The 26,114-nt window shown below is 64.0% G+C and carries 15 protein-coding genes and 1 pseudogene; 5 read left to right on the forward strand and 11 right to left on the reverse strand.

Going from position 1 to position 26,114, the window contains the following annotated elements; translation table 11 throughout:
- Positions 1 to 113: 113 nt before the first annotated feature.
- Positions 114 to 1,079 (reverse strand): L,D-transpeptidase family protein, encoded by a 966-nt coding sequence (locus BBIA_RS09975; RefSeq protein WP_238548492.1) that lies wholly within the window; start codon positions 1,077 to 1,079, stop codon positions 114 to 116.
- Between the two features lie 150 nt (positions 1,080 to 1,229).
- Positions 1,230 to 3,005, reverse strand: coding sequence for a glycoside hydrolase family 25 protein (locus BBIA_RS09980; protein ID WP_033494486.1), 1,776 nt, complete (start codon positions 3,003 to 3,005; stop codon positions 1,230 to 1,232).
- 264 nt (positions 3,006 to 3,269) lie between these two features.
- Between BBIA_RS09980 and BBIA_RS14965 the strand changes: the two genes are divergently transcribed.
- Complete coding sequence (locus tag BBIA_RS14965) at positions 3,270 to 4,805, forward strand: hypothetical protein (RefSeq protein WP_051923966.1); 1,536 nt, start codon at positions 3,270 to 3,272, stop codon at positions 4,803 to 4,805.
- 175 nt (positions 4,806 to 4,980) lie between these two features.
- Here BBIA_RS14965 and BBIA_RS09990 read toward each other — a convergent pair whose 3' ends face one another.
- Both BBIA_RS09990 and BBIA_RS09995 read right to left on the reverse strand, forming a co-directional pair.
- The gene (locus tag BBIA_RS09990; RefSeq protein ID WP_033494487.1) at positions 4,981 to 7,257 is read right to left on the reverse strand and encodes a DUF4012 domain-containing protein; all 2,277 of its coding nucleotides are present in this window, start codon (positions 7,255 to 7,257) and stop codon (positions 4,981 to 4,983) included.
- A 170-nt stretch (positions 7,258 to 7,427) separates the two neighbouring features.
- Positions 7,428 to 8,903 (reverse strand): LCP family protein, encoded by a 1,476-nt coding sequence (locus BBIA_RS09995; RefSeq protein ID WP_033494488.1) that lies wholly within the window; start codon positions 8,901 to 8,903, stop codon positions 7,428 to 7,430.
- Between the two features lie 483 nt (positions 8,904 to 9,386).
- Between BBIA_RS09995 and BBIA_RS10000 the strand changes: the two genes are divergently transcribed.
- Together BBIA_RS10000 and BBIA_RS10005 are read left to right on the forward strand one after the other, a co-directional pair.
- Positions 9,387 to 10,751 (forward strand): FtsX-like permease family protein, encoded by a 1,365-nt coding sequence (locus tag BBIA_RS10000; protein ID WP_051923967.1) that lies wholly within the window; start codon positions 9,387 to 9,389, stop codon positions 10,749 to 10,751.
- The gene (locus BBIA_RS10005; RefSeq protein ID WP_081892272.1) at positions 10,748 to 12,043 is read left to right on the forward strand and encodes an ATP-binding cassette domain-containing protein; all 1,296 of its coding nucleotides are present in this window, start codon (positions 10,748 to 10,750) and stop codon (positions 12,041 to 12,043) included. Before BBIA_RS10000 ends, BBIA_RS10005 begins: the two co-directional genes overlap by 4 nt.
- Before the next feature lie 178 nt (positions 12,044 to 12,221).
- Here the strand turns inward: BBIA_RS10005 and BBIA_RS10010 are convergent, their stop codons facing one another.
- The 7 genes and pseudogenes from BBIA_RS10010 to BBIA_RS10040 all read right to left on the reverse strand — a co-directional run bounded on the left by BBIA_RS10010 (position 12,222) and on the right by BBIA_RS10040 (position 23,213).
- Positions 12,222 to 13,052, reverse strand: a complete 831-nt coding sequence (locus BBIA_RS10010; protein ID WP_035138348.1) for an HD domain-containing protein — start codon at positions 13,050 to 13,052, stop codon at positions 12,222 to 12,224.
- A gap of 79 nt (positions 13,053 to 13,131) precedes the next feature.
- Positions 13,132 to 14,007, reverse strand: a complete 876-nt coding sequence (locus BBIA_RS10015) for a class II glutamine amidotransferase (RefSeq protein ID WP_033494490.1) — start codon at positions 14,005 to 14,007, stop codon at positions 13,132 to 13,134.
- A gap of 528 nt (positions 14,008 to 14,535) precedes the next feature.
- A pseudogene (locus tag BBIA_RS10020) lies at positions 14,536 to 16,701 on the reverse strand (KUP/HAK/KT family potassium transporter); the annotation flags it as partial.
- A gap of 196 nt (positions 16,702 to 16,897) precedes the next feature.
- On the reverse strand, positions 16,898 to 17,857 hold the full coding sequence (locus tag BBIA_RS10025; protein ID WP_033494491.1) for a TatD family hydrolase: 960 nt from the start codon (positions 17,855 to 17,857) through the stop codon (positions 16,898 to 16,900).
- A 588-nt stretch (positions 17,858 to 18,445) separates the two neighbouring features.
- Positions 18,446 to 19,375 (reverse strand): CTP synthase, encoded by a 930-nt coding sequence (locus tag BBIA_RS10030; RefSeq protein WP_152600582.1) that lies wholly within the window; start codon positions 19,373 to 19,375, stop codon positions 18,446 to 18,448.
- Positions 19,376 to 20,050: 675 nt separating this feature from the next.
- Positions 20,051 to 21,016 (reverse strand): family 43 glycosylhydrolase, encoded by a 966-nt coding sequence (locus BBIA_RS10035; RefSeq protein ID WP_033494492.1) that lies wholly within the window; start codon positions 21,014 to 21,016, stop codon positions 20,051 to 20,053.
- 577 nt (positions 21,017 to 21,593) lie between these two features.
- The gene (locus BBIA_RS10040; protein WP_081892274.1) at positions 21,594 to 23,213 is read right to left on the reverse strand and encodes a type 2 periplasmic-binding domain-containing protein; all 1,620 of its coding nucleotides are present in this window, start codon (positions 23,211 to 23,213) and stop codon (positions 21,594 to 21,596) included.
- Positions 23,214 to 23,518: 305 nt separating this feature from the next.
- On the opposite strand from BBIA_RS10040, the gene BBIA_RS10045 reads away from it, so the two are divergent.
- Both BBIA_RS10045 and BBIA_RS10050 read left to right on the forward strand, forming a co-directional pair.
- A complete protein-coding gene (locus BBIA_RS10045) occupies positions 23,519 to 24,664 on the forward strand; it encodes a LysR family transcriptional regulator (RefSeq protein WP_051923969.1) in 1,146 nt (381 codons plus the stop codon).
- A 105-nt stretch (positions 24,665 to 24,769) separates the two neighbouring features.
- Positions 24,770 to 26,077, forward strand: coding sequence for a MalY/PatB family protein (locus BBIA_RS10050; protein ID WP_238548493.1), 1,308 nt, complete (start codon positions 24,770 to 24,772; stop codon positions 26,075 to 26,077).
- The last annotated feature ends 37 nt before the right edge of the window (positions 26,078 to 26,114 follow it).

Raw genomic sequence — 26,114 nt, forward strand, 5'->3', positions numbered from 1 at the left:
CGGCGTCACGCGCGAAACGTGACGCCGTATCGGAAACTTGTGCCGTGTTGCCGTACCGCGATGCTGTACCGCAAGCCGGCCATCGAACCATCGAGGGTCCGGTCAGTGTCCGGTCAGTGGATGCGCACGGTGGTGCCCTGCGGCAGCTGGTCGAACAGCCACTTGGCGTCGGGCACGGTCAAGCGCACGCAGCCGTGGGATGCGGGCCGGCCGAGCTTGTTCGCCTCGGAGACGATGTAGCGGCCCTGCGCGTCGGTGGGCACGGTGTGGAACAGGTAGGTGCCCCAGTCCTTGAACGACACCCAGTAGTTCGCACCCATGCCTTCGGACGCGTTGTAGAACGAGGTGCCGCGGTTCTGCACTTGGAACGTGCCGAGCGGGGTCGTGCCGTTCATGCCGGTCGAAGCGAGCATAGTATATATGGTATTGTTGCCGCTTTTCACGTACACGCGCTGAGCGGCGATCGACACTTCGATGTTCAGGTTCGCCACGGCAGCGAGGTTCGGGTACGCTCCGCCGGACGGGCGCAGGTACTGCGGCGTGGGGGCCGCGGTCGCGCCGCCGACGCCGTACCAGGCGACGCCTTCGTCACGCCATCCGGCGCGCACGAGCATGTCGCGCTCGTTGCCGTTGAGCGTGAAGTTGTGCGAGCCGGTGGTCGCACGCGGATTGTACTGGCGGTAGAGCGGGTACGCGCGGTTCTTGTCGGACGAGTACCAGCCGATGCCCTCGTATCGCCAGCCGGCGCGCACGAGCATGTCGCGCTCGTTGCCGTTCACCGTGTACTGGTGGTCGCCGGAATGCGCATTATATAAACGGTATACCGGAGTGCTGGAGCGCACGGGGGCGCGCCAACCGATGCCTTCCCACGACCAGCCGGCCGCGGTGAGCTTGTCGCGTTCGACGGTGTTGGCCGTGTAGAAGTGTTCGCCAGTGTTCGGATTGTACAACCGCTGCATGTCGACCGAACCTTCGGCCGGCTGGGTCGCCATTGCCGTGGTCGGTGCGGCCGCAAGCGCGGTCGTGATGCCGGCGGCGGCGATCATTGCGGCGATCGTGCGGCGCAGATGCAAACGCATGATTCTGTCTTCTTCCTGTCGTTTCTTCGAATCCATCGTCATTGTAGGCGCGCCGCGGGAATACGGCGCGCTTCGCTGCCGGGATATGCGGAGGTCACCGGGTGAACGTCTTATGGAATTTGATGTGACGGGTCCCGGATTACCCCTCAATCACTGCGCGAGCCAGGCGGTGCCTTCCTGGTTCCAGCCGGCCGCGCCGACGGCGTTGTATTCCTTGACGCTGGTGGTGAACACGTGCTCGCCGGAGTTCGGGTTGTACAGGCGGTAGACAACGGTCTTACCGTTCTTGGGCACGTACCATGCGATTTTCTCGTAGTTCCAGCCGGCGGCGACGAGGTAGTCACGCTCCCCCGCGCTCATCGTGTAGTGGTGGTTACCGTCGTGACTGTTGTACAGGCGGTAGACTGGCGTGCCGGTTTCGGCCGCGTAGAACGAGACGTCCTCGTACCGCCAACCTTGCGCGACGAGCATTTTCACTTCGTCGTACGACGTGGTGTAGTGGTGCAGGCCGCTGTTCGGGTTGTACACGCGGTAGACAGGGATGCCGGTTTCGTCGGCATCACTGTCGTCGTTGTCATTGTCGCCTTCGTTTGCAGATGTGACCTCATTGCCGAACGCGTTGAGGTCGACGCGGCCGGTGATACCCGCGACCGAGCCGCCGGACGTGTACTGCCAGCCGCGCGACGTGGTCGGGAAGTCCGTGTAGTCCATGCGCGGGCCGTACTGCGCGACCCAGCGGGTCTTCGCGTGCAGGGCCGTGCTGTTGAGCGGACCGTTAAGATAGCTCGTGTACGAGTAGATGGACAGGTTCGCGTAACCCGCCTCGATGAGCTGCGCGTACCACGCGTTGACGATCTTCTCGTAGACGGCCGGGCTGGTCGGCGGCTTGTGGCCGGTCCACGTCCACTTTTCGAGGTCGTAGTACACCGGGTACGAGAGGTCGCTCGGGCTTACGCCGGCCTCTTCGAGCAGGGCGACGGTGTTCTTGCCTTCGGCCTTGCCTCCCGCCGCGTCTTCCGCGTACGAGTAGAGGTATACGCCGAACGGAATGCCGAGACGCTTGCATTCCTTGATGTTGCGCAGCGCGTACTTGTCAAGCCCGTTGCCCCAGCCGTAGCCAATGCGGATGATCGCGCCCTGGACGCCGGCCGCCTTGGCCTTGGCCCAGTCGATCGTGTACTGCCATTCGGATACGTCGACGACGCTTTTCGCGTCGGACGCGAACACGTTGCCGTCGGCGTCGTAGAACGCCTGCTTGCCCTGGTACGTGCCCCAGTAGGTGCCGTAGTCGACGTCCGGTGCGGAGAATGCGGCGAGGGTGACGCTACTGTCGGTCTTGGTACCGGACGTGCTGCGAACGCTTGCGTTGCGCACGGTCGCGGCAGCGCCGTACGACGATGAGCGGACCGTCGGGGTGCCATCGTTGGCGTCCCGCGTCGCGCCGGACTGTTCAGACTGTTCGGACGATGCGATGGCCGACTTGACGTCGCCCGCCTCGACCGGAATGAACGATTCGCCGTTGGTCTTGGCCAGCGGGTCGGCCGGCGCTGATTCGGTGCCGACGATGCTCGGATCGGTGACGGTCTTGCCGGTTTCAAGATCCTTGACCTTGCCGTCGGACGTGACGGCAAGATCCGGGGAGACAACGGTCGCATCGTCGGGGATACTGTCGTTGACCGTGTCCGGCAGGTCGACGATCGGATTATCCGGCATCGCACCGGTGCCGTCCGCGACCACCGCGTCGTCGGATAACGCCGAACGATCGCCAGCATCGCGATCGCCGGTCACGATCACCGAATCGGAACGGGTCTCCATACGCGGCTCGACCGCGACATCACGCAACGCGTACGCCGGCGCAGCCCCCGCAACAGCCAGCGTGGCGGCGATCGCGATCGTCGCCACGCACGCACGAATCTTCCGAACCATCGGTTCTCCCTCTTCCCAACAATCATTCACGGCCCGTCACACGGACGGCCGCTCGCGCAAACCGCATTCACCGCACAACTTCACCCCAGCGTAGTAGACGTTCGCGCCATCATGCGCGCCTTTTACCACAAATTCATGCAAAATGCTGACAACTCGCCACGGCGTTTCTCGGCATTCGATCGAACCGCGTCCACGGAGCCGTCGCATTGCGCCGAAATGGTATAACGGACGGGAAGAGTCTGGAAACAGGGAAGGATGACAGCCATGACCATGGCACATCGTCAACATCGCATCCGCCGCGCGACGAAGCAAATCGCGGCCGCCACGACGGCGATCGTATGCACCGCCACGCTTGCCGTCGGCACCGCGACGACATCGTTCGCACAAGACGCGGACGCGACGCAGCCGCAGACGACCGTCACGACCGATGGCAACGCCAACGGCGGCGATCAGGACAACGACGCGACGGTAACGTACGACGCGAACGAAACATCAAGCGAGTCGGACGACCGGTCCGACGCGCAGGAACCGTCGCAGTACGACGGCAACGCTGACGACACGACCGGCGACGGTACGACCGATGACGGCACGACCGATGACAACGATACGGCCGATGCGAACGACGGCAGCACCGACGGCAGCACCACCGGAACCGAAGACAGCACAGGCTCGGAAGACGGCACCGGAGATGCCGAGACGGGCAACGACGACTCGGACAAGGACACCGACAAGAGCGATACCGACAAAGACAGCAAAGACGACAAGGACGCCACGGACAAGCCGGCGAGCAAGCCGGAACAGAAGCCGACGACCAAACCGACCAAGCCCGCCGCCAAGCCGAAGCCGGAAGGCTCGGTCGACATGTACCGCCTATACAACCCGAACACCGGCGAGCACCTCTACACCAAGAACGCCTACGAGCGCGACAACCTGCAGGCGCACGACTGGAGCTACGAGGGCATCGGCTGGCGCGCGCCGGTCACGTCCAGCACCCCCGTGTACCGCCTGTACAACCCGAACGCGGGCACACACCACTACACGGTGAACGGCCACGAAAAAGACAACCTCGTGCGCCACGGCTGGCGGTACGAGGGCATCGGCTGGTACTCGTCCGACCACAACCGCGCGTATCCACTCTACCGCCAATACAATCCGCGCAACGGCGCCCACAACTACACACTCAACGGCAACGAGGCGAAGCAGCTGGTGTCGCGCGGCTGGCGCAACGAGGGCATCGCATGGTACGGCGTGAGCGGCGCCGGTAAATCGCAGGCCACCGTGTTCGCGCACAACGTGGCATGGGCCGGACAAGGACTCAACAACTGCGCGCCAACCAGCGGATTCATGATCTTCCGCGCCGCGCACAAGACCCGCTCGGCCAACGGCACGCCGCTGTCGATCGGCGCGATGGAAACGTACATGAAGCAGCGCTGGGACGGTGCCGACTTCTACAACATCGTGGCCGGCATGAACAACTGGGTGGGCCGCAACGCGTTCGTCGCGGTCGAACGGCCGACGTACGCGGTGACGAAGCAGCTGGTGCGCCGCTCGTACGACGCCGGCTACGCGCCCCTGCTCAACGAGGGCGAGCGCCGCGGCGGCCCGCACCTGAACGGGCACAACAACGGCACGTTCGACCATGCGATCGTCGTCGACAAGTACAACTCGTACACGGGCACGGTCACCATCGTCGACCCGCTCACCCCGGTGAAAAGCAAGTACAGCCTGCAGTGGCTCAACGACACGTTCCTGCAGAACTCGGTGATCGGCGACCACGCCGGCATCATCGCCCCGCGGTGACGCGCCGCCGGTTCCAGCCCAACCAGCAATCGCAACAAGGCCCGACGCCCGTATGGACGCCGGGGCCTTTTCCGTATCGCAGCGCGCGAGCGCGTGCGACCAGCGTCACGATGCGCGAGCGTGCGACCGACGCACGAACAGGACCGCATCGGCCTCGTGATCAGCACGCGCCCGATCACGAAGAGGCAAGCTTCTTGAGGCTCACCGGGCATTCGATCTGGGACTTGAGCTTGTTGAGGGAATCGAGCGTGAGGGCCGAGCCGGAGCCGTCCGAAGAAGAAGAAGAGGAGGATGAGGACCCCTTGCCGCCGGACGTGCCGGACGCACCGGACGCACCGGAACCAGCCGAACCGGCAGAACCCGACGTTCCGTTCCCCTCGCTTCCCGCGTCCGTACCGTTAATCGCGCCGCTGTCGCCAGCGTGCACGCCGCCGTCCGAAGAGGAGCTCGAACCGTCGCCGGTCCCGTTCTCCGCCGCATCCTCCGCGGCGTCCGGCACATCCGCGCCGCACTCGTCCGTCACGGCACCGCCGGTGCCCGTGTACTCGCCGTGCTCGCCGATCACCGGCGTCGTGACGAAGTCAAGCGGGCGCGCGCCGGCCTTTTCGGACACGCGCACCGTGTACACGATCACATCCGTCTTGCCGGGCGCGAGTCCGGTATCGGACGGGTCGAGCACGACGAACTGGCGGTCTTCGACCGGGCCGTTCGCCTGCATCACCGCGTTGCCGAACGAGATCGCGGTAATCTCGCCGCCGGCCGGCGCCATCAGCGTGGTACGCAGGTACATCCAACCGGTCTTCTTCTCCTTCTCCTTGCCGGTGACGAACTTGGGTAGTTCGTTGACTTCCCGTTCGGTCAGCGTGTTCTTCAGCCGCAGTACCACCGTGTATTCGTCGCCGAGCTGTGACTCGTCGACGCCGGCCAGCTCCGTGGACATGGCGGGCGCGTCCGCCGCCTGTTCGCTTGACAGCTGCGTGTTGGCGGCGTTGAACGTCTTGCCGCACGTCTTGGTGACGGTTGCGCTCACGTCAAGATACCAGCTGAGCTTGCTGGCCTGCAGTTCGGAAAAATACGCGCCGGTGATCGGCTCGGTTTCCGTGCCGGGCAGCAATCCGGCCGCGTTCGCATCGATCACGCCGGTCTGCACGAGCGCGGCGAACTCGTCGTCGGACTTCATCCACAGTTTGAGATGCGAGCTGGCCGATGTGTCGCGCACGGCCTTGAGCACAGCCGATGCGGTGGACGTGTTCAGCGACGAGAACACGTGGTTCATGATCTTCTTGGACGCGGCGTTCGTGTACTTGTTCTGTTCCTCGTACTTGGGGTGGTCGTTGTACAGGTCGTGCAGGAAGAACCTGACCGTGTTCGTCCCGTCGATCACCTTGCCGTCGGAGAGCGTAACCGACCCGGTCGCGCCGATAAGCGACTGCATGAACACCGGGTCGAGCGCGATCACGCCGGCCACGTCCTTCTTTTCGTTGCCTTTCTGCGATTTCCACAGGTTCGCGAGCGTGATCGCGGCGCGGCGATAGTCCGGGTTCATCGTGGTGGTCTGCGGATATTTCCAGATCCACTCGCCGAACACTTCCGCTTCCTTCGCGTTCTGCTCGTCGAGCGGCTCGCTCGCGTACGTGTAGTCGGTGGTAGTGACGAAGTCGCCGATGGTCACCTTGCCGTGATCCGCGGTGACCGGCGCGATGTTGCCGACCATGCCGCCGGACGAGCGCAGTTCGGCCGGATTGTAAATTGCGACCAGATACGTGCGTTCGCCGTTTTCGCCGAGCAGCTGCGGAATGAGGTCGATGAGCTCGTCGTATTCGTCGAGCAGGCTGTCGGCCGACTTGAGTCCGCTGCGGCCGGCGCTGACGAGCTGCGTGGTTGCGGACAGTCGCGTATCGTGCACGGTCGCAAGCCGTTGCTGCTCGATCGCGATGTCCTTGCGCGCGTCCTTGACGACCTGCGGCAGATCGGTGAGCGGGCTGAGATCAATGGTCTTGCTGTCGGCGGAGAAGTGTTTGAGCCGGGTCAGCACGTCCGACATGTCCGAGAACGGGCCGTCGACCAGATTGCCGACCGCGTCGAGCATGGCGCGCGCGGCGTCGATGTCGTTGCCGTAGGCGGTGTGGTTGCGGATGAACGTCCATTTCGGCGTGTTGAGTTCGTCTCGCAGGGCGCGTGCGGACGTGACGAACTGCTTCGATGCGGTGGGCACGTCCGTGTCGCCGCCGCAGCCGAGCGCGCTGTTGGCGATGCTTTCGCCCGAATGTACCAGTTCGGTCGCGTCGGCGTACATGCGCACGACGGACACGCCGTAGAACAATATGGCGGACAGCACCAGGCCGGTGGCGGCCACGAGCGCGTACGCCGCGATGCGGGCGGGTGTGAGCGGCTCCCTCTGCGGCTTGCCGGAACCGGTGCGGGCAGCGTGCTGAGAGGGGTTCTGACGCATGGGTGTCCTCCCGTCGTGGCTGGTTCGTTACGCGATACGCACCGTATCGTAGCGCGCCAAAATGAAAACGGGAGGCTGTCGGGGCTCGGCGTACGCGGATTGTTCACGTTCACACCTACCGCTACGTAGTTGCTGTGCGGGGTCGTGCGACCGCGATCCCGCCGAGAGGATCAGGAAATGCCCTTACAGTAGGTGACTTCGATGTAGCGGTTGGCGAGGCCCATGAACTGGCCGGTGTTTGGGTCAGTGATCGCGCCGGTTTCCGGGTCGATGATGCCGTTCGTGTCCGCGTCGATCAGCGTGCCGTCGGCCTTGGTGATCGTGTTCGTCGCCGCGTCGTACGTCGATCCGTCGTCCGTGCCGCTCGACGACGACGTACCGTCGGACGAACCGGACGATCCTTCAGTCGATGTCGTACCGTCGGTCGAGGCGTTCGAGTCCGTGCCACTCGCGTCGGAACCGTTCGACGACGTGTCAGAAGAACCATCGGACGAGCCGGACGACTGCGTGGTCGACTCGACCAGCGGCTTGCGGTCACGCAGCTTGGCCCACACGTCGTTCGCGGTCGAGGCCCACACCACCGTGGCCTGCGGATTGAGCGGGTCCGCCTCGATCGGCACGGTCTGCGAATACAAGTGCGACGTGTCGAAATCCTTGAGGCTCATTGCCAGACCAGCCAGCGCGGCCACGTCGGCGAGGCTCTCGCTCATCTGCACGGACTGGATCGCGGCCTTGGCGAGCTGGTACAGCTGGCTCGTCTGCGTGAAGTAGTTCTTCGACAGCGCGGTCTTGACCAGTCGCTTGATCAGATACTGTTGGCGCGTGGTGCGCATGATGTCCGAACCGTCAGTGCCGGTGCCTTTGCGCATGCGCGCGTACTGCGTGGCCTGCGTGCCGTCGAGATGATGGATGCCGCGCTTCAGGTCAAGCTGCGTGGTGTCGTCCTGCGTGTCGACCGGCACGCAGATGTCCACGCCGCCGATCGCGTCGACCATTTTGACCAGGCCACCGAAATCGACGACCATGAAATTCTTGATGCTCATACCGGTCAGCGAATTCACCGCGCTCAACGTGCAGCTCGCAGCCGACGCAAGATCGCCGCCCTGCGCGTACGCGTTCGCGAAAATCGAGTTGAACCGCACGTAATACTGCGCCGCGATCTCGCCGTTCGACGTCGTGCAACTCGGCACGTCGACCATGGAATCGCGCGGAATCGACACCAGATTGATGTACGAACGATCGGCGGCGATCTGCATGACCATCGTCGTGTCCGAATTATGGAGTCCCTGCGTATCGTCCGCAGCACCGCCGACGGCCGTATTGTCGCTGCCTTCGCGCGTATCCTGGCCGATGAGCAGAATGTCGATCGGCTCGTTCGCGTACGGGTCGATCAGTGTGTTCTCCGTATCTTCCTTGCCGTCCTGCACGATCGACTTCACGCCCTGCGCCTTCACCGTGCCGGACATGTCGCTCCACACGGCGGCCGCGGCAGTGCCGACGAACGTCAGCGCCGCGACCAGCACCATCGCGACCACGCTGACGGCACGGTGGCTCACGCGGTATCCCAGCGAGTGCCTCGGCGTGCCGGCGCGATGCCAGACAAGATTGGGCAGCTCCTCGGAAGCCGTGAGTTTATGTGCCGCCATGATCTACCTCCGTTCGCCGCGGACAACCACGACAATCCGGCAAAGGATCGTCGCGAAATGTCGCGATATTCGCGATACGACGCGGTTTTGCTCCTCATGGAGCCGCCGACGATGCGCTGCCGAGCAGCGAATTGCATGTACGTAGGGGAAGTATAACAGAAGGTATCGCGCGGGTTAATGGCGATCATCCAAGGCCAGGAGCGCGATTTCGGCTACGTTGCCCGCATGTTGGAGCTGCTCCGCGCATGTCGCATTCAGGGTTTTCCCAGACTTATTGCAGGACTACAGTAGACTTCGACAAGAAAACATCCACATATCACAGCCATAGTGTTGCCACGGGATGCCCACGCCCTTGCCGGCGCAGCATGGTTCCGACCATCGCCGGAAACGTTCGCCACCGGCCGGCGTCCCGGCCAACGCAACCGACGGCACGCGCCCACGACGGCACGCGACCGCCCAACTCAGGAGAACTGGAGAAGCCGTATGTTCGTTCTCAAGAACGCCTGGGGTCAGCTCATGCGCCACAAACTGCGCACGTTGCTGATCCTCGTCATCGCAGTCGTCGTCGCCTTCGGGTCGCTGTTCACGCTGTCCGTGCGGCAGGCGAACACCACGGCGACCGTCACCGACCGCGCATCCCTCGCACCGGGCGCGATCGTTCGTATGACCGCCGATCAGCAGGCGAAGTACGACGGCACCGACTCCAGCTGGGTGAAGAACTACCTGACCACCGACACGTACAACGGCTACTACGCTGTCGTCACCACCGCCAACATCACGCTCGCCAACGTCAACGCGTCCGAATCGTTCCCTGTGCGCCAGACCAGCGGCTCCATCCAGGCCATCGCGGGCAAGTCCGACGCCGACGCGAGCAAAACCGGCGGCGAATTCACGCTCAAGGCGTTCACGTCCGTCGACACCGCGCGCGACAACGACCTCGGCTCCTACAAGGTCGTCAAAGGCAAGCATCTGAGCTACTCCGGCAAGGCGGAAAAGGGCGCGCTCATCTCGCAGGCCCTCGCCAGCAAGAACAATCTCAAGGTCGGCGACAAGTTCACCGTCGCCAGCCCGTCCGACGCGAAGAAAACCACCGAACTCGTGGTGCGCGGCATCTACGAGTACACGGACGAGGCGCCCGCCGGCCACGGCTCCGACGCCAAGCTCGCCAAGGACAACCGCGACAACGCGATCTACGTGGCCTACAGCACCATGTACACCACCGAATGGGCCAACGAGAAAGCCTCCGACTGGAGCAAGCCGGACCTGAGCTACGTGTTCGAATTCAGCTCCATGAGCGACTACAACAAGTTCGTCAAGAACGTGAAGAAGACAATTAAGGTCGGCTACGAAGTCTCCTCGCCGACCATCGCCAAGTATGAGCAGAAGATCAAGCCGATCACCTCGCTCAACGAACGCATGAACACCGTGTCGATCGCACTGCTCGCGGCCGGCGGCGTGCTGCTGCTCGCGCTCGTGCTGCTCAGCGTGTGGAAGCGCGGCAACGAGATCGGCACCGCGCTGATCTGCGGCGTCTCCCGCGGCCGCATGGGCTGGCAGCTCATGCTCGAAGCGTTCATCCCGCTGCTCGTCGGTCTCGGCCTTGGCCTGCTGGTCGGAGGATTCGCGTCCAAGCCGCTCGGTGCTTCGCTCGCCACCGGCTACGCGACCACGATCGACGGCGGCATGATCTGGCACGTCGGCTGGATCGGGTTGGTCTGCGTGTTCGTGCTCGGCATCGTCGCGGCGCTGCGCGTGTGCTGCTTCGGCCCGAAGAAGCTGTTCGCGGCGCGCACCGGCGTGGCGGCCGGCACCACGGCCGCCACCGCAGCCGAGGAGGCGCAGGCATGAGCGACGCACTCGACAACGACATCGATCAGACCACGAACGAGTCCGCCAACGAATCCACTGACGACAGCAAGAAGGATGACATGACGAGCGACACTAACGATGAGGCCAAGCAGGCTGCCGAACGCGACGAGACGACGGCCGCCGACGCAACCGCCGAGACGACTGACGCGGCCGATACGAACGCCGCCGCGCAGGACGTGCAGTTCAGCATCGTGTTCGATGATGATGACGACGACCATGCCGACGCCGCCGAGTCCGCATCGGACACCACCGCAACCGACGACGACGCCGCCGTCGCCGTCGACATCGCGAACGTGAGCGATAGTCTTGCGTCCGCGGAATTCCCGGACGACAAGGCGACGGACGCCGGCGAATCATCCGCGGACGACGCAGCGGGAAGCGCTGTCATCGGCGACGTGGCGGGCGTGGCCGCGGCCAACGCGGCGCGCGTCAACGAAACGCTCGCACTCGGCAAGCAGGACGACGCGATCGTCGCCGCGGCAGCAACGGCACAGTCCGCCGCGATCTCGGCCGGCGCCGACGATCACGCCGCTTCGGCCGACGACCAGTCGCTGCGACTGTCCGTCCGTCTCGACAAGGAACTCAAGGCGGGCCGCGAGGACGACAAGCTGCTCAAGGCGTACCCGTCACTCGCATTCAACAAGGTGACGCTCACCGACCGCAAGAGCGGGCACAACACGCTCGACCGCGTGAGCGCGTCCTTCTACAAGGGCCACCTGTACGCGATCCGCGTGGACGGCGACGACGAGCGCGTCGCACTGCTCGGCCTCGTGACCGGTATGACCCGCCCGACCGATGGCGCGGTCATGAACAAGAGTCTCAACGTGCTCGAAATCGATCCGGGCGAACTGCTCGGCCACCGATTCGGCCTGATCCCGCAGCGCTACGCGGTGCGCGACGATCTGAACGCCGAACAGAACGTGCTGTACGCGATGGACGCCTCCGGCCGCACGTTCCTCAAGCCCAAGCCGGTGCTGGCGCGTGAGCTGCTCATGCGCGTGGGCTTCGACGCGGACACGCCGAACGTGCCGGCCGGCAAGCTGCCGGAAGCACAGCGCCGACTGGTCGCGATCGCGCGCGCGATCTCGTGCGATGCGGAGGTCATCATCGCCGACGAGCCGACCGGCGGATTGGATGCGGACGACAGCGTGACCGTGCTCAAGGCGCTGCTGTCGCTCACGCACGGCGACGACAAGCGCTGCGTGGTGGTGCTTACCTCCGACGACGAGGTGGCCGAAGTCGCGGAACACGTCACGTATCTGAGCGAGTAGGAGTGTTCGCGCGCTGCCGTGCTGCACGCTTTTCGCGGCTTGCGGCGCGGCAGCGGCGTTCATCGAAAAGCCTTCCGGCGAAACGTCGGAAGGCTTTTCTCTTGCGTGCGCCGGCGCTGCGACGGCGCGTCCGTCAATCATACGCACCAATCGCACGCATCAGCCGCACTCGTCACGGTCACACCATGCGCATGTGGTACTTCTCGGCGAGCGCGGCGATGTCGGGCCGGCCGTACTGTTCGACGAGGGCGAGCCAGCGGCGGCCGTTCTCCTCGCCGAAGCGCCGGGCCTTGGCCGTGTAGGCGTCGACGGACAGGAACTTGGGCGGCGTGGACTTGCTGTGGAATTTGTCGGCCACCATCACGGTTTCCTGCTCGAGGTTGACGGGCGCGTAGTCGTCGGGCGGCAAGGGCAGGTCCTGGCGGATCACGTCCTCGCGCGTGAGGCCCACGCCGGTGTGGTTGCGGGCGAACTGGGCGATCGACTCGTCCACGCCCTGTTCGAGCAGCCACTCGTAGCCGAGCAGGCCGTGCAGAATGTAGCGTTTGCCGTCGAATTTGAGCGGTTCGCCGTCGGAACCGTCGTGCTTGAGCACGCGGTAGGTGCCGATGTCGTGCAGCAGGCCGCCGATCATGACCAGATGCTCGTCGAGCAGGCGCGGCGGCACCTTACCGCCTTCCACTCCCCCGGTCGGGGGCACGATCCACGGCAGCTGCGTCGGCGTCGGTTGGTCCGGTTCAGCTGTCGTGACGGCGGCATCATCGTTCGTCGCAGCGGTTGTTAAATCGGCCGGCAGTCCGGCGTTCACGTCAACCGGCTGCAGTTCGGGCGCGTCCTTCGGCAGCGTGCAGCGCCGAGTGAACAGCGCGTTCTGCCGGCGCGCCAGCTGGCAGGCGATAGTGGCGACGATCACGCAATGCGTGTGGATCAGCTCATACGCTGCCTCGGATGGGGAAATACGGCGATGCAGTTCGTCGATTTGTTCAAGTGTGGGAATGTATCCGCTCATACCCGTCATTGTAGGACGGTGCGGTTCGGGCCGCTTGGGGGCAGGTCGGACGTCTCAGGCAGGGCGAACCGCCCGAACGTCAGATGGAGCGCACGCGGAATTCGCCGGTGCGGTTGGAGGCGACGATCATCTGGTCGTTGTTCAGCCGTGTCCAGCCGTCGGCCTCGTTCTGCTCGAAGCCGGAGCTGGCCACGACCACGCCGGACGGCTTGCCGGTGCGCGCGTCGGTGTCGATCGCACGGTAGCGGATCACGCGATAGTCGTGCGCCTTGTCGGCCTTGCCGTACTGGTCGTAGATCTCGACGATGCGCGGGCTGGTGACCTCGCGGCCGGCCGCGCACAGGGCGATGAACTGGTCCTCGCTCTGGATCATGCAGTTGTAGCTCGACTTCGGATATGCCTGGCGCAGCTGGCGCACGGCCTGCGCGACGGCCTCGTCGAGTGCGAAGCCAAACGCCACGTATTCGAGGATGACCGAGAAGAAAATGGCCGAGTCGGAACGGCCGCCCGTGGACAGGAATGCGCCGCGGTTGACCGGATAGTTGCGGTTGTGGATGATGTTCACGCCGTTCTCGTCGGAAATGTCGCCGTTGTGGATGAACGACAGGCCGTTGGCGAAGAACGGCTGCTGGTTTTCCATGATGAGCGGCTGATGTGAGCTGGCCAGGCGCAGGTGCCACAGCGCGCCGCGCGCCGGGTCGGCGGCGAAGTCGGCGGACAGCGGATCGCGATGGGCGGCGATGGTGCTCTTGTACAGTTTGACGCCGGTTTCGGGCGCGGGCGCGCCGCCGTCCCGGACGTGGGGCGGATCCGCGGGCTCGGAGATCAGCGAGGCTCCCCAACCGTCGTTGTGGATTTCGCTCAGCTCGATGAACTCGCGGGCTGCGGATTGACCGAGCACGTCGTTGAGGCTCAGGTTGGTACCTGCCGTTGCGTATCCCAGTAATCTGCACATGGTTGATTACTGTACCGGAGCCGTGCCGCGACATGACGACGCGGTTATAGGTGTTCTTTATAGCGTGGCCTTGGCGGTCGGATTGGCCTTCGGTCCGCGCTTCGATGCGTCCTTCACTCCGGTCGATTCGCCTTTCGATTTGGCTTTCGACTCGGTCGGTCCGCCTTTCGATTCGGTTGATCCGTTTTTCAATTCGGTATCTGCGGCCGACCCCGTCGCGCCGGTACCAGCCGCCGCGCCCGCTGCCTTTGCGTCACCGCCGGACTGCCCATTGAGGCTCCTCTTGCGGCCGGGCTTGCCGGAGGTGGCGGGAATGCGCTGCATGACGACCGTGGTTTCCCCGTCGGAGGGAAGCCGATGCCGCTGCGGTTCCACGGCGGGCCGCATGCCCGGCACGTTCGCTGAACCGGAGACGCCCCGCTCCGGACGACCCTTCGCGTCGCGCGCGCCGTCCTCGACGGAGGCGACGAGCTCGGCGAGCTGCCCGGATTCGGCCATGCGGCCGTCGTTCGGCTTCTTGAGCGGCACGCGCTTGAGCCGCGGCGGGCGGCGGGTGGCGATGAACAGCGGCTGGACCTCGATGATCGGGTTGAACGGCGCAAGTCCGAACCATTTGACCGGAGAACCGGCCACGTGGCGGATCGCGTACTTGGTGCGCAGGGCGATCGCGCCTCGCGTCGTCACCTTCGACTCCGGCATGAGGTCCTTGTGGACCAGCACGTAGCGGATCGTGCCGATGTCGGGATCGGCGTCGACCTTCGGGTACAGCGACTTCTGCTGCGGCAGTTCGCCGGAGCGGTTAAGGTCGTGCATGATCTGGTGCAGGTACACAGGGATCGACTGCGAGACCTTGAATCCGAGGCGGATGCGCACGCGGAACAGGAAGTTCGTGCCGAAGTTCTCGACCGAATACTCGCGCGTGAACGGCTCGTCGGTAGTTTGCACGGACACTGCCCACCATGCGCGGGCGCGCTTGGGATGGTCCGCGAAGATCGAGAAGAAGATGTCCGTGTCAAGCCGGCGCATTTCCGAATCGGCGGTCATGTACACGAGATTGTCGGCGAAGTACGGGATGCGGAAATCGCCGTGCAAACGTTCGAGCGCAGGCAGAAAATCGCCGGTCTTCATGTGCCGCCGCTGCGAACGTTCGATCTTCGTGCCCTCGTTCCACGTGTACATCACGAACAGGATGGCGAGCGTGAGCAACATGGTGAACCAGCCGCCGTGCAGGAACTTCGCCATCGACGCGATGAAGAACATGACCTGGATCGCCAGGAACACGAGCAGGAACACCGCAGCGCCGACCCGGCGCCCGCTGTACCAGAGGTACACGGTCAGCAGCACGGTCGTCGTGATCATCGTGACCGTGAGCGCGAGCCCGTACGCGGCAGAAATGTGTTCGGAGTCGCGGAACAACGCGAGCACGGACAGCGTCGCCGCCAGCAGCACGCCGTTGACGACCGGAATGTACAGCTGGCCGCGCGTGCGGGCCGGGTAGCGCACCTGCAGATGCGGCATCCAGTTGAGTCGCGTCGCCTCGGACACCATGGTGAACGCGCCGGTGATGAGGGCCTGCGAGGCGATCACGCCGGCCGCGACGGACAGGATCACGGCCACGTAGCGCACGTTCGGGTTCATCATCTGGAAGAACGGGTTGAGCGTGGCGACGCGGGCGAGCGCCGGATTGTGCTGGTTGCGCAGGATCCACGCGCCCTGGCCGAAGTAGCACAGCACGAGCGCGATCTTGATGAACGGCCACGTGAAGTAGATGTTGCCGCGGCCGACGTGGCCCATGTCCGAGTAAAGCGCCTCCGCGCCGGTGGTGGACAGGAACACGGTGCCCATGAGCGCGATGCCGGCGGCGTTGTGCGGGCTGAACAGGAATTTCACGCCGTAGACGGGGTTGAGCGCGGCGAACACGGTCCAGTCGCCGGCGAGGTTGACCGCGCCCACGACCGCGAGGAACGTGAACCAGACGAGCACGACGGAGCCGAACACCTTGCCGATGCTTTCGGTGCCGCGCGACTGCACGCAGAACAGTACGACGATGATGACGACCGTAATCATGAGCGTCAGATCGGGGTTCGCGTCGAACAGCGGCTCGATCTGCGGCAGCGTCGTCAGGCCTTCGACCGCGGAGCTGATGGACACGGCCGGCGTGAGCACCGAATCGGCCAGGAACGCCGCGCCGCCGACCATGGCGGGGATCGCGAGCCATGATCCGTGGCGCCGGATGAGCGAATAGAGCGCGAAGATGCCGCCTTCGCCGTTGTTGTCGATGCGCATGGCGATCAGCACGTATTTGACGGTGGTGATCAGCGTGATCGACCAGAAGATCAGGGAAAGCAGGCCGAGAACGGCCTCGCGGTCGGCGTTCGCGATGCCGCCCTGCCCGGACAGGAACGTCTGCGCGGTGTACAGGGGCGACGTGCCGATGTCGCCGTAGACCACGCCGAGCGCCACGATCGACATGGCGAGCGAGATTTTGTCGGGACCGGACTGCAGTTTGGCCCACCAGCGTCCCAGCGGTCCCTTGGACGCGGTTTCGTACAGCTTCACGGCCTCTTTCTGCTCGGCCTGGCGCTGCTTGGCAAGTTCTTCTTTTTCCTCTTCGGTCAGGGTTCTGCGGGAAACCTTGGGCGCGTTGGTGAACGTGTCGGCTTTCAGCAGGGTTTCGTCAGGTTGTTGCGCCATAACGCATCCTCCACATTGGCGGGGAGTCTCCCCGCTCATGCACCACCTCACACGCAAAGAAGCCCGTCGGAGGGGTTCCGGCGGACTTCTTCGTTGCTTAAGCGGTCAGTATAGGCGCGTGCCGAATGTTTGTCAAATCATCACACAATCGCGGCTGAATCGTGTGGACATCCGTCGACCGATTGACGTATTGCGGTCAGACGCCGTACACCTCGCGCGTCGTGCGTCGCGTCGCGCGTGCAACCTCGGCCACGGGCAGGTCGAACACGTCGGCGAGCGCGGCCAGCGTGTACGGGATCATGTACGGCGCGTTGGTGCGCCCGCGGTACGGCATGGGCGTCAGGTACGGCGCATCGGTTTCGACCATGATGTGGTCGAGCCCGACGATGCGCGCGGATTCGCGGATGCCGTCGTTGCCCTTGTAGCTGCACGTGCCGGACATGCTCAGGTACCAGCCGTGCTCTTTGGCGACCTGCGCCATGTCCGCGTCGCCGGAATAGCTGTGGAAGACGGTGCGTTCGGGCGCGCCGTCGGCGAGGAGCGTGTCGATGACCTCCGCGTGCGAGTCGCGGTCGTGGATCTGCATGGGCAGTCCGAGCTCCTTGGCGAGCGCGATGTGCGCGCGGAACGCTTCCCGCTGGATGTGCGCGGCCGATTCGCCGGTGCGGAACAGGTCCATGCCGGTTTCGCCGATCGCCACTACCTGCTTGGGATAGGCGCGCGCGAGCCGGTTGACTTCGGCCATGGCGTCGTCGAAGCTCACGTCGTGGTACGGCTTGTACTTGACGGCGAGCCCGTCCGGTCCGGGCGCGGCGCGATGGCCGTGGCGCACGGCCTCGTTGGGGTGGATCGCGATGGCCGCGTGGACCTGGCCGGGATGTTCGCGCGCCATGTCGATGGCAACCTGCAGGTTCGTCAGTTCGCAGCCGCAGTCGATGATGCCGCTCACGCCGACGGCCGCGGCCTGTGCGAGCAGTTCGTCGACGCCGTACACGGGGACTTCCGGCTGGCCTTTTTCGACGGCCTCATGGCTCATGGCGCGCGCGAACGGCACGACGGATGCGACGTGCGTGTGGTTGTCGATGACCTGCGCGTCGGCCGGCAGCGCGGGCGGCGCGGGCGCCCAGCTGCGGTCGCGATGATGATGCTTGCTCATGCACCCCAGTCTAGAAGGACGTCGGTCCCTCATCGCTCCGGATAGTCCTTTGCCTTCCGTGCAGAGCCGGTTCCTCCGCCTCCGATCAGCCCGGCTGCCGTTCATCTCTTCGTCTATCCGATCGGCCCTGTCTTCATTCAGCATCCAATAGACCTTCCTTCATCTCCGTCAATCCGATCAATCCTCCTCATCATCGCCAGTCCGGCCTCCCCCATCTTCGATTTGCGTGACATCGAAGATAGCAACCGCCCGATGCCAGCTGCGATGTCACGCCAATCAGCGGGTTTCCGTGACATAGGAGATAGCAGCCATCCATTGCTAACGGTGATGTCACGCAGACAGGCTCCTCAGCGTGACGTTGCCGCTAGCATCCGACCATTACCGGGGAACATGTCACGCAACACACATGTTGAGCGCACCAACCGACGACTATCAAGACCACCGTCGAGATCCGGCTAACAGACGGACGCAAACCAACCAACAATCAACCACCACAATCAGCCATCAAGCTCATTCGCCTTCCGCCATTACATCCCGCCAACGGGATTCGACCGACACAACTTCGCCAACTCAACCTGACCGACAGGATCAACACGCGTCTTCTCCTCGACCAGCCGAACCGAAACCGTATCGGGGGATGCCCATCGCGCGAAGTTTGTTAATCATGGGTAGTCTGCGAACGACATCATCGAAAGTCAATCGGGCGATCTCATGTACCGCCCAATTCAGCAATCTCCGTTCCCGCACGCTTTGCTCGTTCACCACAGTCGCCACGCTTTTGCGATCGGTCATGGCCGGATCGACGTATTTGGCCATACCGTCGTATTCCGCCACCATAACGCGTCCGCCCGGTAGAAACCATGCAAAATCGACGCGATACCATTCCTCGGGGTCATGGGGATTGGCGAACACATGCTGCACGACCGGTTCGATAAACCCCTCCTCCACGATCGTCGCATACGCCAGCGATTCACCGCCGTTGTCGCAGCGCGGATTGGCGTAACGCAACAACCGATCGATCGGTGTGCAATCGCGCCGCAATCCGGCGGACACCGACCGTATCTCATCAAGCGTGACCGCCGACTGTGCCAGAGCGGAGTTCACTATGGGCAGCGCATTGACAAACGGAAGGACCAGCCCGCAGTCCACCATCGTTCGCGCGGCATCGGTGACGCGCAATCCGCCGACTGCGGTCTCGGGAACGGCGGCCATATAGATACCGTGCAGCCCGCCACGGGGCGTGCGGCAAGCAGCGTCGCGCGCCCCGTGCGCGAACCCGTGCACCGTATCGGCAACATACAGACCAGAATGGTGGATGGACCATTGGTGTTCAAATCCGTGGATCGCCGCCGCGGTTGGCCCGGCGAACACCAGCGACGGATGGCCGATCGCGATCGTCCGGGCTATGTGCAGGGTTTGCTCCGTCGGATTCAGCGACTGCCAGTATGAGAGGTCCGCATACATGCCCCGATACGGGCTGACGATCAGACCGGCATGCTTGCGGCGAAGCAAGGCCATTCGGTCTGCGCGGCATGATGCGGTGGCGCATCGGCGGGACCGCTGCGCCTCGGATAGCTGCTGTTCGATACGACGATGTGTTCTCATGCCTTGACGGTAGCGGAAAACGTCCTTAAGGCAAACGAATTTCGGGGTATGTGGTCGAATGGTCGACAAACTGGGCGGATTGTGGATAAGTCGAGCCGAATCGGGCCAAGTTGAATCGGGCCAAGCCGGAGCATCGGCTGAGACCTCGGTTCATCGGCGGATGCGCGTGGCATCGGAGATGGTACTCCGCCAATACCAGCCGTAAAGTCACGCAGGCAGGCCTCGCAGCGTGACATGAATGATGGTACATACTTGCTACTGGGGAGAATGTCACGCCGGCAAACCCATTTGCGTGACATTCTCCCCAGTAACCATCTACCGCTATCCCCGATGTCACGTAGCAACCAAGGGTGCATGCGATATCGGGGACGGCAAAAGACGGCGGCGATGGCTGACAGAGGATGCAAGAGGAGACGACGGCGGTTGACAGAAGACTGCCGGAGACCGCAAAGGAAAGCAAAACCCCTGGTACTTTGCCGGACTCAATATGATGGGTTTTGACTACCCGCAGTCACTGCGCGGTAGCTCCAAGAGGAGCCGAAGAAAAGGAAACAGCCGTGTGAATCCGACAAAGTACCAGGAACGGCCTCAGAAGGCGAGCGGGCGCACGTAGGAGCCGACTTGCGGGATGATGCGCGCGAGCGAACCGTCGGCCTTGTGCACGAGCGGCGCGAACACGGTTTCGCGGTGGCAGCCGTTGCCGCCGTGCCAGCGGCCGACGGGATTGTACGCGAAGCGGTGGTAGGCAACGATCCATTCGTCTGTGCCGGGGATGTTCACGATGTTGTGGTGCCCGGTGGCGTACAGCTTGTGCTCGGGGTCCTGTTCGATGAGCGTGCGCGGTTCGCTCCACGGACCGTGCAGCGATTCGCTCGTCGAGTACTTGACGCAGTATTCGGGGTCGCGCGCGTCGTTTTCGCTCCAGCTCGCGTAGTAGACGCCGTCGCGCTTGTGCAGCCAGATCGCTTCGCGGAAGTCGCCGGGCACCCAGCTGAACGCGCGCGATTCGTCGAACGAAACGCAGTCGTCGTTGAGCGGCGCGGCCCATGCGCGTCCATTGCCCCACAGCAGATAGCGCGTGCCGTCGTCGTCCACGAACACGCCGGGGTCGATCGTGTGGCAGTCGAACGTGCCTTTGCGGACGATCGGCTCGGGCTCGGCAACGAACGGACCGTACGGCGATTCGGCAACGGCCGCGCCGATCTGCGATCCGGCGACGAAGTAGAACACGTAGCGTCCGTCGGGGCGCTGCACGATGCTCGGTGCCCACGCGCCGTCGGAGCCGTCCCACCACGGCACGTCGCGCAGGTCGAGCGCCGGGTAGCGCTTCCATGAGGCGAGGTCGTCGGACACGTACACGCTGAACGCGGTGGTGCCCCAGTTGTCCACGCCGTCGTCGGTGCAGTAGAGGAAGTAGTGCCCGTCGAAGATGGCGAGGTTCGGGTCGGCGCAGTAGCGCTGCAGGGGGTTGGTGGCGAGCCGCATGTTGTTGACGCGGTGCGGCAGTTCGTCGCGCGGCACCGCGCGGACGACCGGCTGTTCGAGTACGGTCATGATGTTCAGGCCTTTCTGGTGTTCTGTTGTTCGCTCGCGCGATCGGCCGCCAAGTCGTTGCCGGCACCACGTTGCGCCCGGCCGTACCGAACTTTCGCGAATCGTGCGATTACATGCTATGTATCGTTATACATGACGACTTGAATCGAGACAAATCGTGTTGCAGTGTTTTGCCGTGAAAATTTTTTCGGTATCCAGTCACGCACCATCCAGCCTTGACGCCCGGTCACGCGATGGCAAAAAGCCCTCATTTTCCATCCCGTTATATTCAACACCCAATAAACACTCAAGTTTTCACGGCTTTCACGGTTATTTTCACGGTTGTGAGGTCACGCGACGGCACCGCAACGATGCCGTTCCATCGCGTGACCACAATCGCAGTCGCGGGATGGCAAGAACTCGCGTTTTGCCATCCCGTGACCTTGTATCCCAGGGCATCCCCGGAGCATCCCCGGGACCGACCAGCCCGGGGCGCCGGCAGAACGCGCCCAACGCAGGCCTGGGACATCCCCAGAGCCGACCGCCGAAGGGCGTTAGCCGTATACGCTCCGCCACCCCGGACCGTCAGCGAATGCAGCTACTTGACGTACTTGTCGTACGCCTTCTGCCACAGCTGGGTCGGCTCGTCGATGTTGAGCTGCTTGAGCTGGTCCTGGAACTGCTTCCATGTCGCATCGGTGGTGCCTTCCTGCACGAACTTGGCGATCTGCGGCATCGCAGTGCTGAACACCGAGGCGAAGTCGTTGGCGACCGTGTTCTGGTCCGCCTCGTCAAGACGGACGTAGATCGGCATCATGTCCTTGGTGTGGTCGTAGTTCTTGTACTGCTCCTCGTTGGCCTTGTCGGCGGCAGCGATGGAGTCCATCGACTGGTCGTTCTTGATGGTCACACTGTCCGGGATCCAGCCGGCGAGGCGGTCGGCGAGCGCCGGGCCCTTGCCTTCGGCCCACGCGTCGATCTGCGCCTGGGTGACGGTGTAGGTGCTGTTGCCGTTGTCCTCGAGGTACTCAGGAATCGCGCCGTACAGCTGCTGCACGGAGTACTTCTCGGAGTAGAGCAGGTTGATGACCTTGAGCGCGGCGTCCTTGTTGGCCGCGTTTGCGCTCATGGACATGTGGTAGTCCTCGAACTCGTTGTTTTCACGCGAGCCGTCCCACACGGTTTCGGACGCGGAGACGCCCGGAGCGGACGGCACCGGAATGGTGATGTACTGCTTGTACAGATCGGAGTCGATCGCGCCGAACGCGGTGCCGTCCCAGCCGAACGCCGCGCCGACGGTCGCCTCGGAACCGCCGGGCTGCAGCTGCGCCCAGTACTTGCTGTCGTCGAGCGTCACCCAGTTGTCGGGCACGAGGCCCTTCTTTTTCAGGCTGGCGAGGTAGTCGAGCACCTGGCGGAACTCGTCGGTCTGCATGTAGTTGCCGACCTTGCCGTCCTTGACGTAGATGCCCTGGCCGGACGGACCGGCGTTGTACTGCGTGACGATACCGGTGGAGTTGAGGAACAGGAACGGGCTCCACCACATGCCGACCTGATCGGTCGGCAGGGCGCGCAGGTGCATCGGGATCTCATCCTGCTTGCCGTTGCCGTTCGGATCCTGCGTCTTGAACGCCTCGAGCACCTTGGTCAGCTCGTCCCAAGTGATCGGCACCTTGAGACCGAGCTTGTCGAGCCACGCCTTGTTGATGAGCATGTGCTGGCCGGAGGCGAGGTAGCCCTTGCCGCGATCGGAGGGCAGGACGCGGATCTTACCACTGACCTCGACGAACTTCTTCGCAATGGGCTTCTCCTCGAAGAACTTCTTGACGTTGGGCATCTTGTCGATGTCGTCGGTGAGTTCCTCGAACACGTCGGGATTCTTGGCGGTGTCGTCCGGATTGTAGGCGCGGATGTTGAGGTCCGCGACGTCACCGGCCGCGAGGGAGGCGTTCTTCTGCTGATCCCAAGCGCTCTGCTGGACTTCCTGCCACTTGATCTTGACGCCGGCCTCCTTCTCGAGGTCCTGCGTCCATTTCATGTCTTTCATCGGGATCTGCGTGCTAGCCTTGACGACCAGAATCTTGACGATCGGCTTGCCGTCCGAAGTTTTGGCGTTGTTCGCAGTGCTGGCGCCGCACGCCGCAACCGACGCGAGCATCGCCAGCGATGACGCGGCCGCAAAGCCCTTGAGAATCACACTGCTCTTCCTGGTGCGCATGATTGTTTCCCGTCTGTGTTGACTATGTTCTCTCCATACCGGCATCCGTCGTTGAATGCAGGCTTTCATTTGCTTGAATCGTGTCAAACAAACAACACGTATGTTATATCGAACTTCTTGAATCGTGTCAACCGGTTACGCCGAGCCTCGCGTGTCGCATCAGCCGAAACACCCCGCCGCAACCGTCGCCACACGGCGGAAAACGGCACCTCCGACGACTCCCAGCCATATCCACGGCCACACCGCAACCGCCGCCCGCCCAACTGTCCGCACCCGCTTGCATGTTGGATATAAGGAGAGTTGCTATGGAAGGTTCCGGCGAATATGGGGTCGCGTTCGACAGCGCGATCGTCAATCTTGATCCAAATCTGCTGGTCACGTTGTGGCGCGTCGGATCGGAAGGATCGCTGACCGCGGCCGCACGCGTGCTCGGCTGGTCGCAGCCGGCCGTCAGCCAGCAAGTGCGTAAGCTCGAACGCGACTGCGGATGCCAACTCATCGAACGCACCGGCCGCGGCGCAGCGCTCACACCGGCCGGCGCGATCCTCGCCAAACACGGCGAACTCATCGCGCTGCGGCTCGCGCAGGCAGGCAAGGAATTCGCCGAATACCGGCGCCGTACCGACACGTCGCTTCGTCTGCTCGCCCCGCCGTCGATCTGCTCGACCATCGTTTCGCGCGCGCTCGCCAAGCTCAGCGTCGACTCGACCATCGACGTCAGCCTCGCTCAGGCCGAACCGCCGGAGGCGATCGCCGCCGTGGCCCGCGACGAGGCCGACTGCGCGGTGATCTTCCGCTATGAAAGCATCCCGCAATATCTCGTGATCGACGACGACGTGCAATTCGACCGTCTCGGCGACGATCCGCTGCTGCTGCTCGCGCGCAAGACGCCCGATCCGGCGCGCGGCGAGTCTGCCGGCAAACAGACGGCCGACGCGCGGTGCGCAACCGACGGACGCGAAGATGGCACGATTGCCGATGCGGCGAACGGCACGGACACAAGCGGAGCAAACGCAAGCAATACGAACGCGGATACCGCAGACGAAAGCGGAACGACCACCGACGACGCGCGATCGGCGCGATCGGAACGACACCCACGCACGGTGCGTCTGCGCGAATACGCGGACCACGGCTGGATCGCCGGCTGCCCGTTCTGCCAGACGAACCTGCTGAGCATGGCACGGCGCGAGGGATTCGAGCCGAACATCACGTACTGCGTGGACGACTACGCGACCACGCAGAGCCTCGTCGCGATCAGCACCAGCGTGTCGATCGTCTCGCGGCTCGCGTCGATGGCGCCCCTGCCGCCGAATCTTGAGCTGCTGCCGATCGACGACCCGTACGCGAGGCGCGGCATCGGCATCATCACGCGCCGCGGCGACGACCGGCCCGCCGTGCGCACGCTCGCGGACGAACTGCGCTGGGCCGCCGCTCCCCTGCTTGAACACTGACCTCACCCCAAGCCATTCGTTTGCTTATGGGTCGTCTAAGCGACATGCGGCGTTCGCGGCTTTCGCAGCACCATGCCGAAGCGCGAGAGTAGAGGCATGGATTATGTGAAGGACATCATCGGATTCGACGCCCAGGCCATCGACGCACTCACCGCGGACAAGCTCGCGCAAAGCGGCAGCGACAAGTGGTCGCGCTACCCGGGTTGCGTGGGCGCATTCATCGCGGAAATGGATTTCGGCCTCGCGCCGTGCATCCAGCGCGCCATCGACCGCGCGGTGCAGGGCTGCGCGCTCGGCTACATCCCGACGCCGTGGAAGCGCCACGTCGCCAAGGCGTGCGCCGACTGGCAGCGGTTGCGCTACGGCTGGAACGTGGACCCGGAGCAGGTGCGCGTCGTGCCGGACGTGGTCGAGGCGTTTGAAATTTTCCTGCGCGAGATCGTCGGTCACGGCAATCGCGTGATCGTGCCGACGCCCGCATACATGCCGTTCCTGAGCCTGCCGCGATTGTATGACGTCGAGTTGGTCGAGATTCCGATGCTGCGCGTCGACGGCCGCAATGCCGGTTGCACGACCGGCTGCGGCGACGGTCGGGCCGACGGCGACTGGCTGTTCGACTTCGATGCGATCGAGGCCGCGTTCCGCGACGGCTGCCGCGCGTTCGTGCTGTGCAATCCGCACAATCCGATCGGCAAGGTCTACACGACCGACGAAATGCTGCGGCTGTCCGCGCTGTGCGAACGGTACAACGTGCGCGTCTTCTCCGACGAGATTCACGCGCCGTTCGTGTTCGACGATCACCGCCACGTCCCGTTCGCGGCGATCAACGAGATGACTGCGCGGCAGGCGTTCACCGCCACGTCCGCGTCGAAGTCGTTCAACATTCCGGGCACGAAGTGCGCGCAGGTGATCCTGACGAACCCCGACGACGTTCGCATGTGGACGGACCGCTGCGAATGGTCGGAGCATCAGACCGCCACGATTGGCGCGATCGCGTCCACGGCCGCCTATGAGGAGGGCGGACTGTGGTTCGACGAGGTGCTCAAGTACGTCAAGCGCAACGCCGAGCTGGTCGACGAGCGCATGCGCCGCGATTTCCCCGGAGTTGGCTACGTCAAACCGCAGGGCACGTACATCGCGTGGCTTGATTTCAACGGGCTGGGCATCGCGGATCCGGCCGCGTATTTCCTTGAGCATGCGGGCGTGGCGCTGACCGACGGCCGCGAGTGCGGTGCGGTGGGCGCAGGCTGCGTGCGCATGAATTTCGCCATGCCGCATCCGCTGCTCGAACGATGCCTCGACCAGATGCGCGACGCGCTCGCCGCGGACGGCCTGCTGCCGGCAGGTGCCATGGCCCCGACCGCGTTGGCTTCGGCCGGACTGACTCGAGCCGATATGCGCGACGCCGCGTGACATCGCCTGCATGCCCCGCACCCATGCGTGACATTGG

The sequence above is a fragment of the Bifidobacterium biavatii DSM 23969 genome (assembly GCF_000741165.1).
In the GTDB taxonomy this organism is placed as follows: Bacteria; Actinomycetota; Actinomycetes; order Actinomycetales; family Bifidobacteriaceae; genus Bifidobacterium; species Bifidobacterium biavatii.

Excerpts from the sequence above, each read along its gene's own strand:
- BBIA_RS10010 (WP_035138348.1), bottom strand. The coding sequence starts at position 13,052 with ATGAGCGGATACATTCCCACACTTGAACAAATCGACGAACTGCATCGC.
- BBIA_RS09975 (WP_238548492.1), bottom strand. The coding sequence starts at position 1,079 with ATGCGTTTGCATCTGCGCCGCACGATCGCCGCAATGATCGCCGCCGCC.
- BBIA_RS10015 (WP_033494490.1), bottom strand. The coding sequence starts at position 14,007 with ATGTGCAGATTACTGGGATACGCAACGGCAGGTACCAACCTGAGCCTC.
- BBIA_RS14965 (WP_051923966.1), top strand. The coding sequence starts at position 3,270 with ATGACCATGGCACATCGTCAACATCGCATCCGCCGCGCGACGAAGCAA.
- BBIA_RS10045 (WP_051923969.1), top strand. The coding sequence starts at position 23,519 with ATGGAAGGTTCCGGCGAATATGGGGTCGCGTTCGACAGCGCGATCGTC.
- BBIA_RS10005 (WP_081892272.1), top strand. The coding sequence starts at position 10,748 with ATGAGCGACGCACTCGACAACGACATCGATCAGACCACGAACGAGTCC.
- BBIA_RS10040 (WP_081892274.1), bottom strand. The coding sequence starts at position 23,213 with ATGCGCACCAGGAAGAGCAGTGTGATTCTCAAGGGCTTTGCGGCCGCG.
- BBIA_RS10000 (WP_051923967.1), top strand. The coding sequence starts at position 9,387 with ATGTTCGTTCTCAAGAACGCCTGGGGTCAGCTCATGCGCCACAAACTG.
- BBIA_RS10030 (WP_152600582.1), bottom strand. The coding sequence starts at position 19,375 with ATGGCCTTGCTTCGCCGCAAGCATGCCGGTCTGATCGTCAGCCCGTAT.
- BBIA_RS10025 (WP_033494491.1), bottom strand. The coding sequence starts at position 17,857 with ATGAGCAAGCATCATCATCGCGACCGCAGCTGGGCGCCCGCGCCGCCC.
- BBIA_RS09995 (WP_033494488.1), bottom strand. The coding sequence starts at position 8,903 with ATGGCGGCACATAAACTCACGGCTTCCGAGGAGCTGCCCAATCTTGTC.
- BBIA_RS09980 (WP_033494486.1), bottom strand. The coding sequence starts at position 3,005 with ATGGTTCGGAAGATTCGTGCGTGCGTGGCGACGATCGCGATCGCCGCC.
- BBIA_RS09990 (WP_033494487.1), bottom strand. The coding sequence starts at position 7,257 with ATGCGTCAGAACCCCTCTCAGCACGCTGCCCGCACCGGTTCCGGCAAG.
- BBIA_RS10035 (WP_033494492.1), bottom strand. The coding sequence starts at position 21,016 with ATGACCGTACTCGAACAGCCGGTCGTCCGCGCGGTGCCGCGCGACGAA.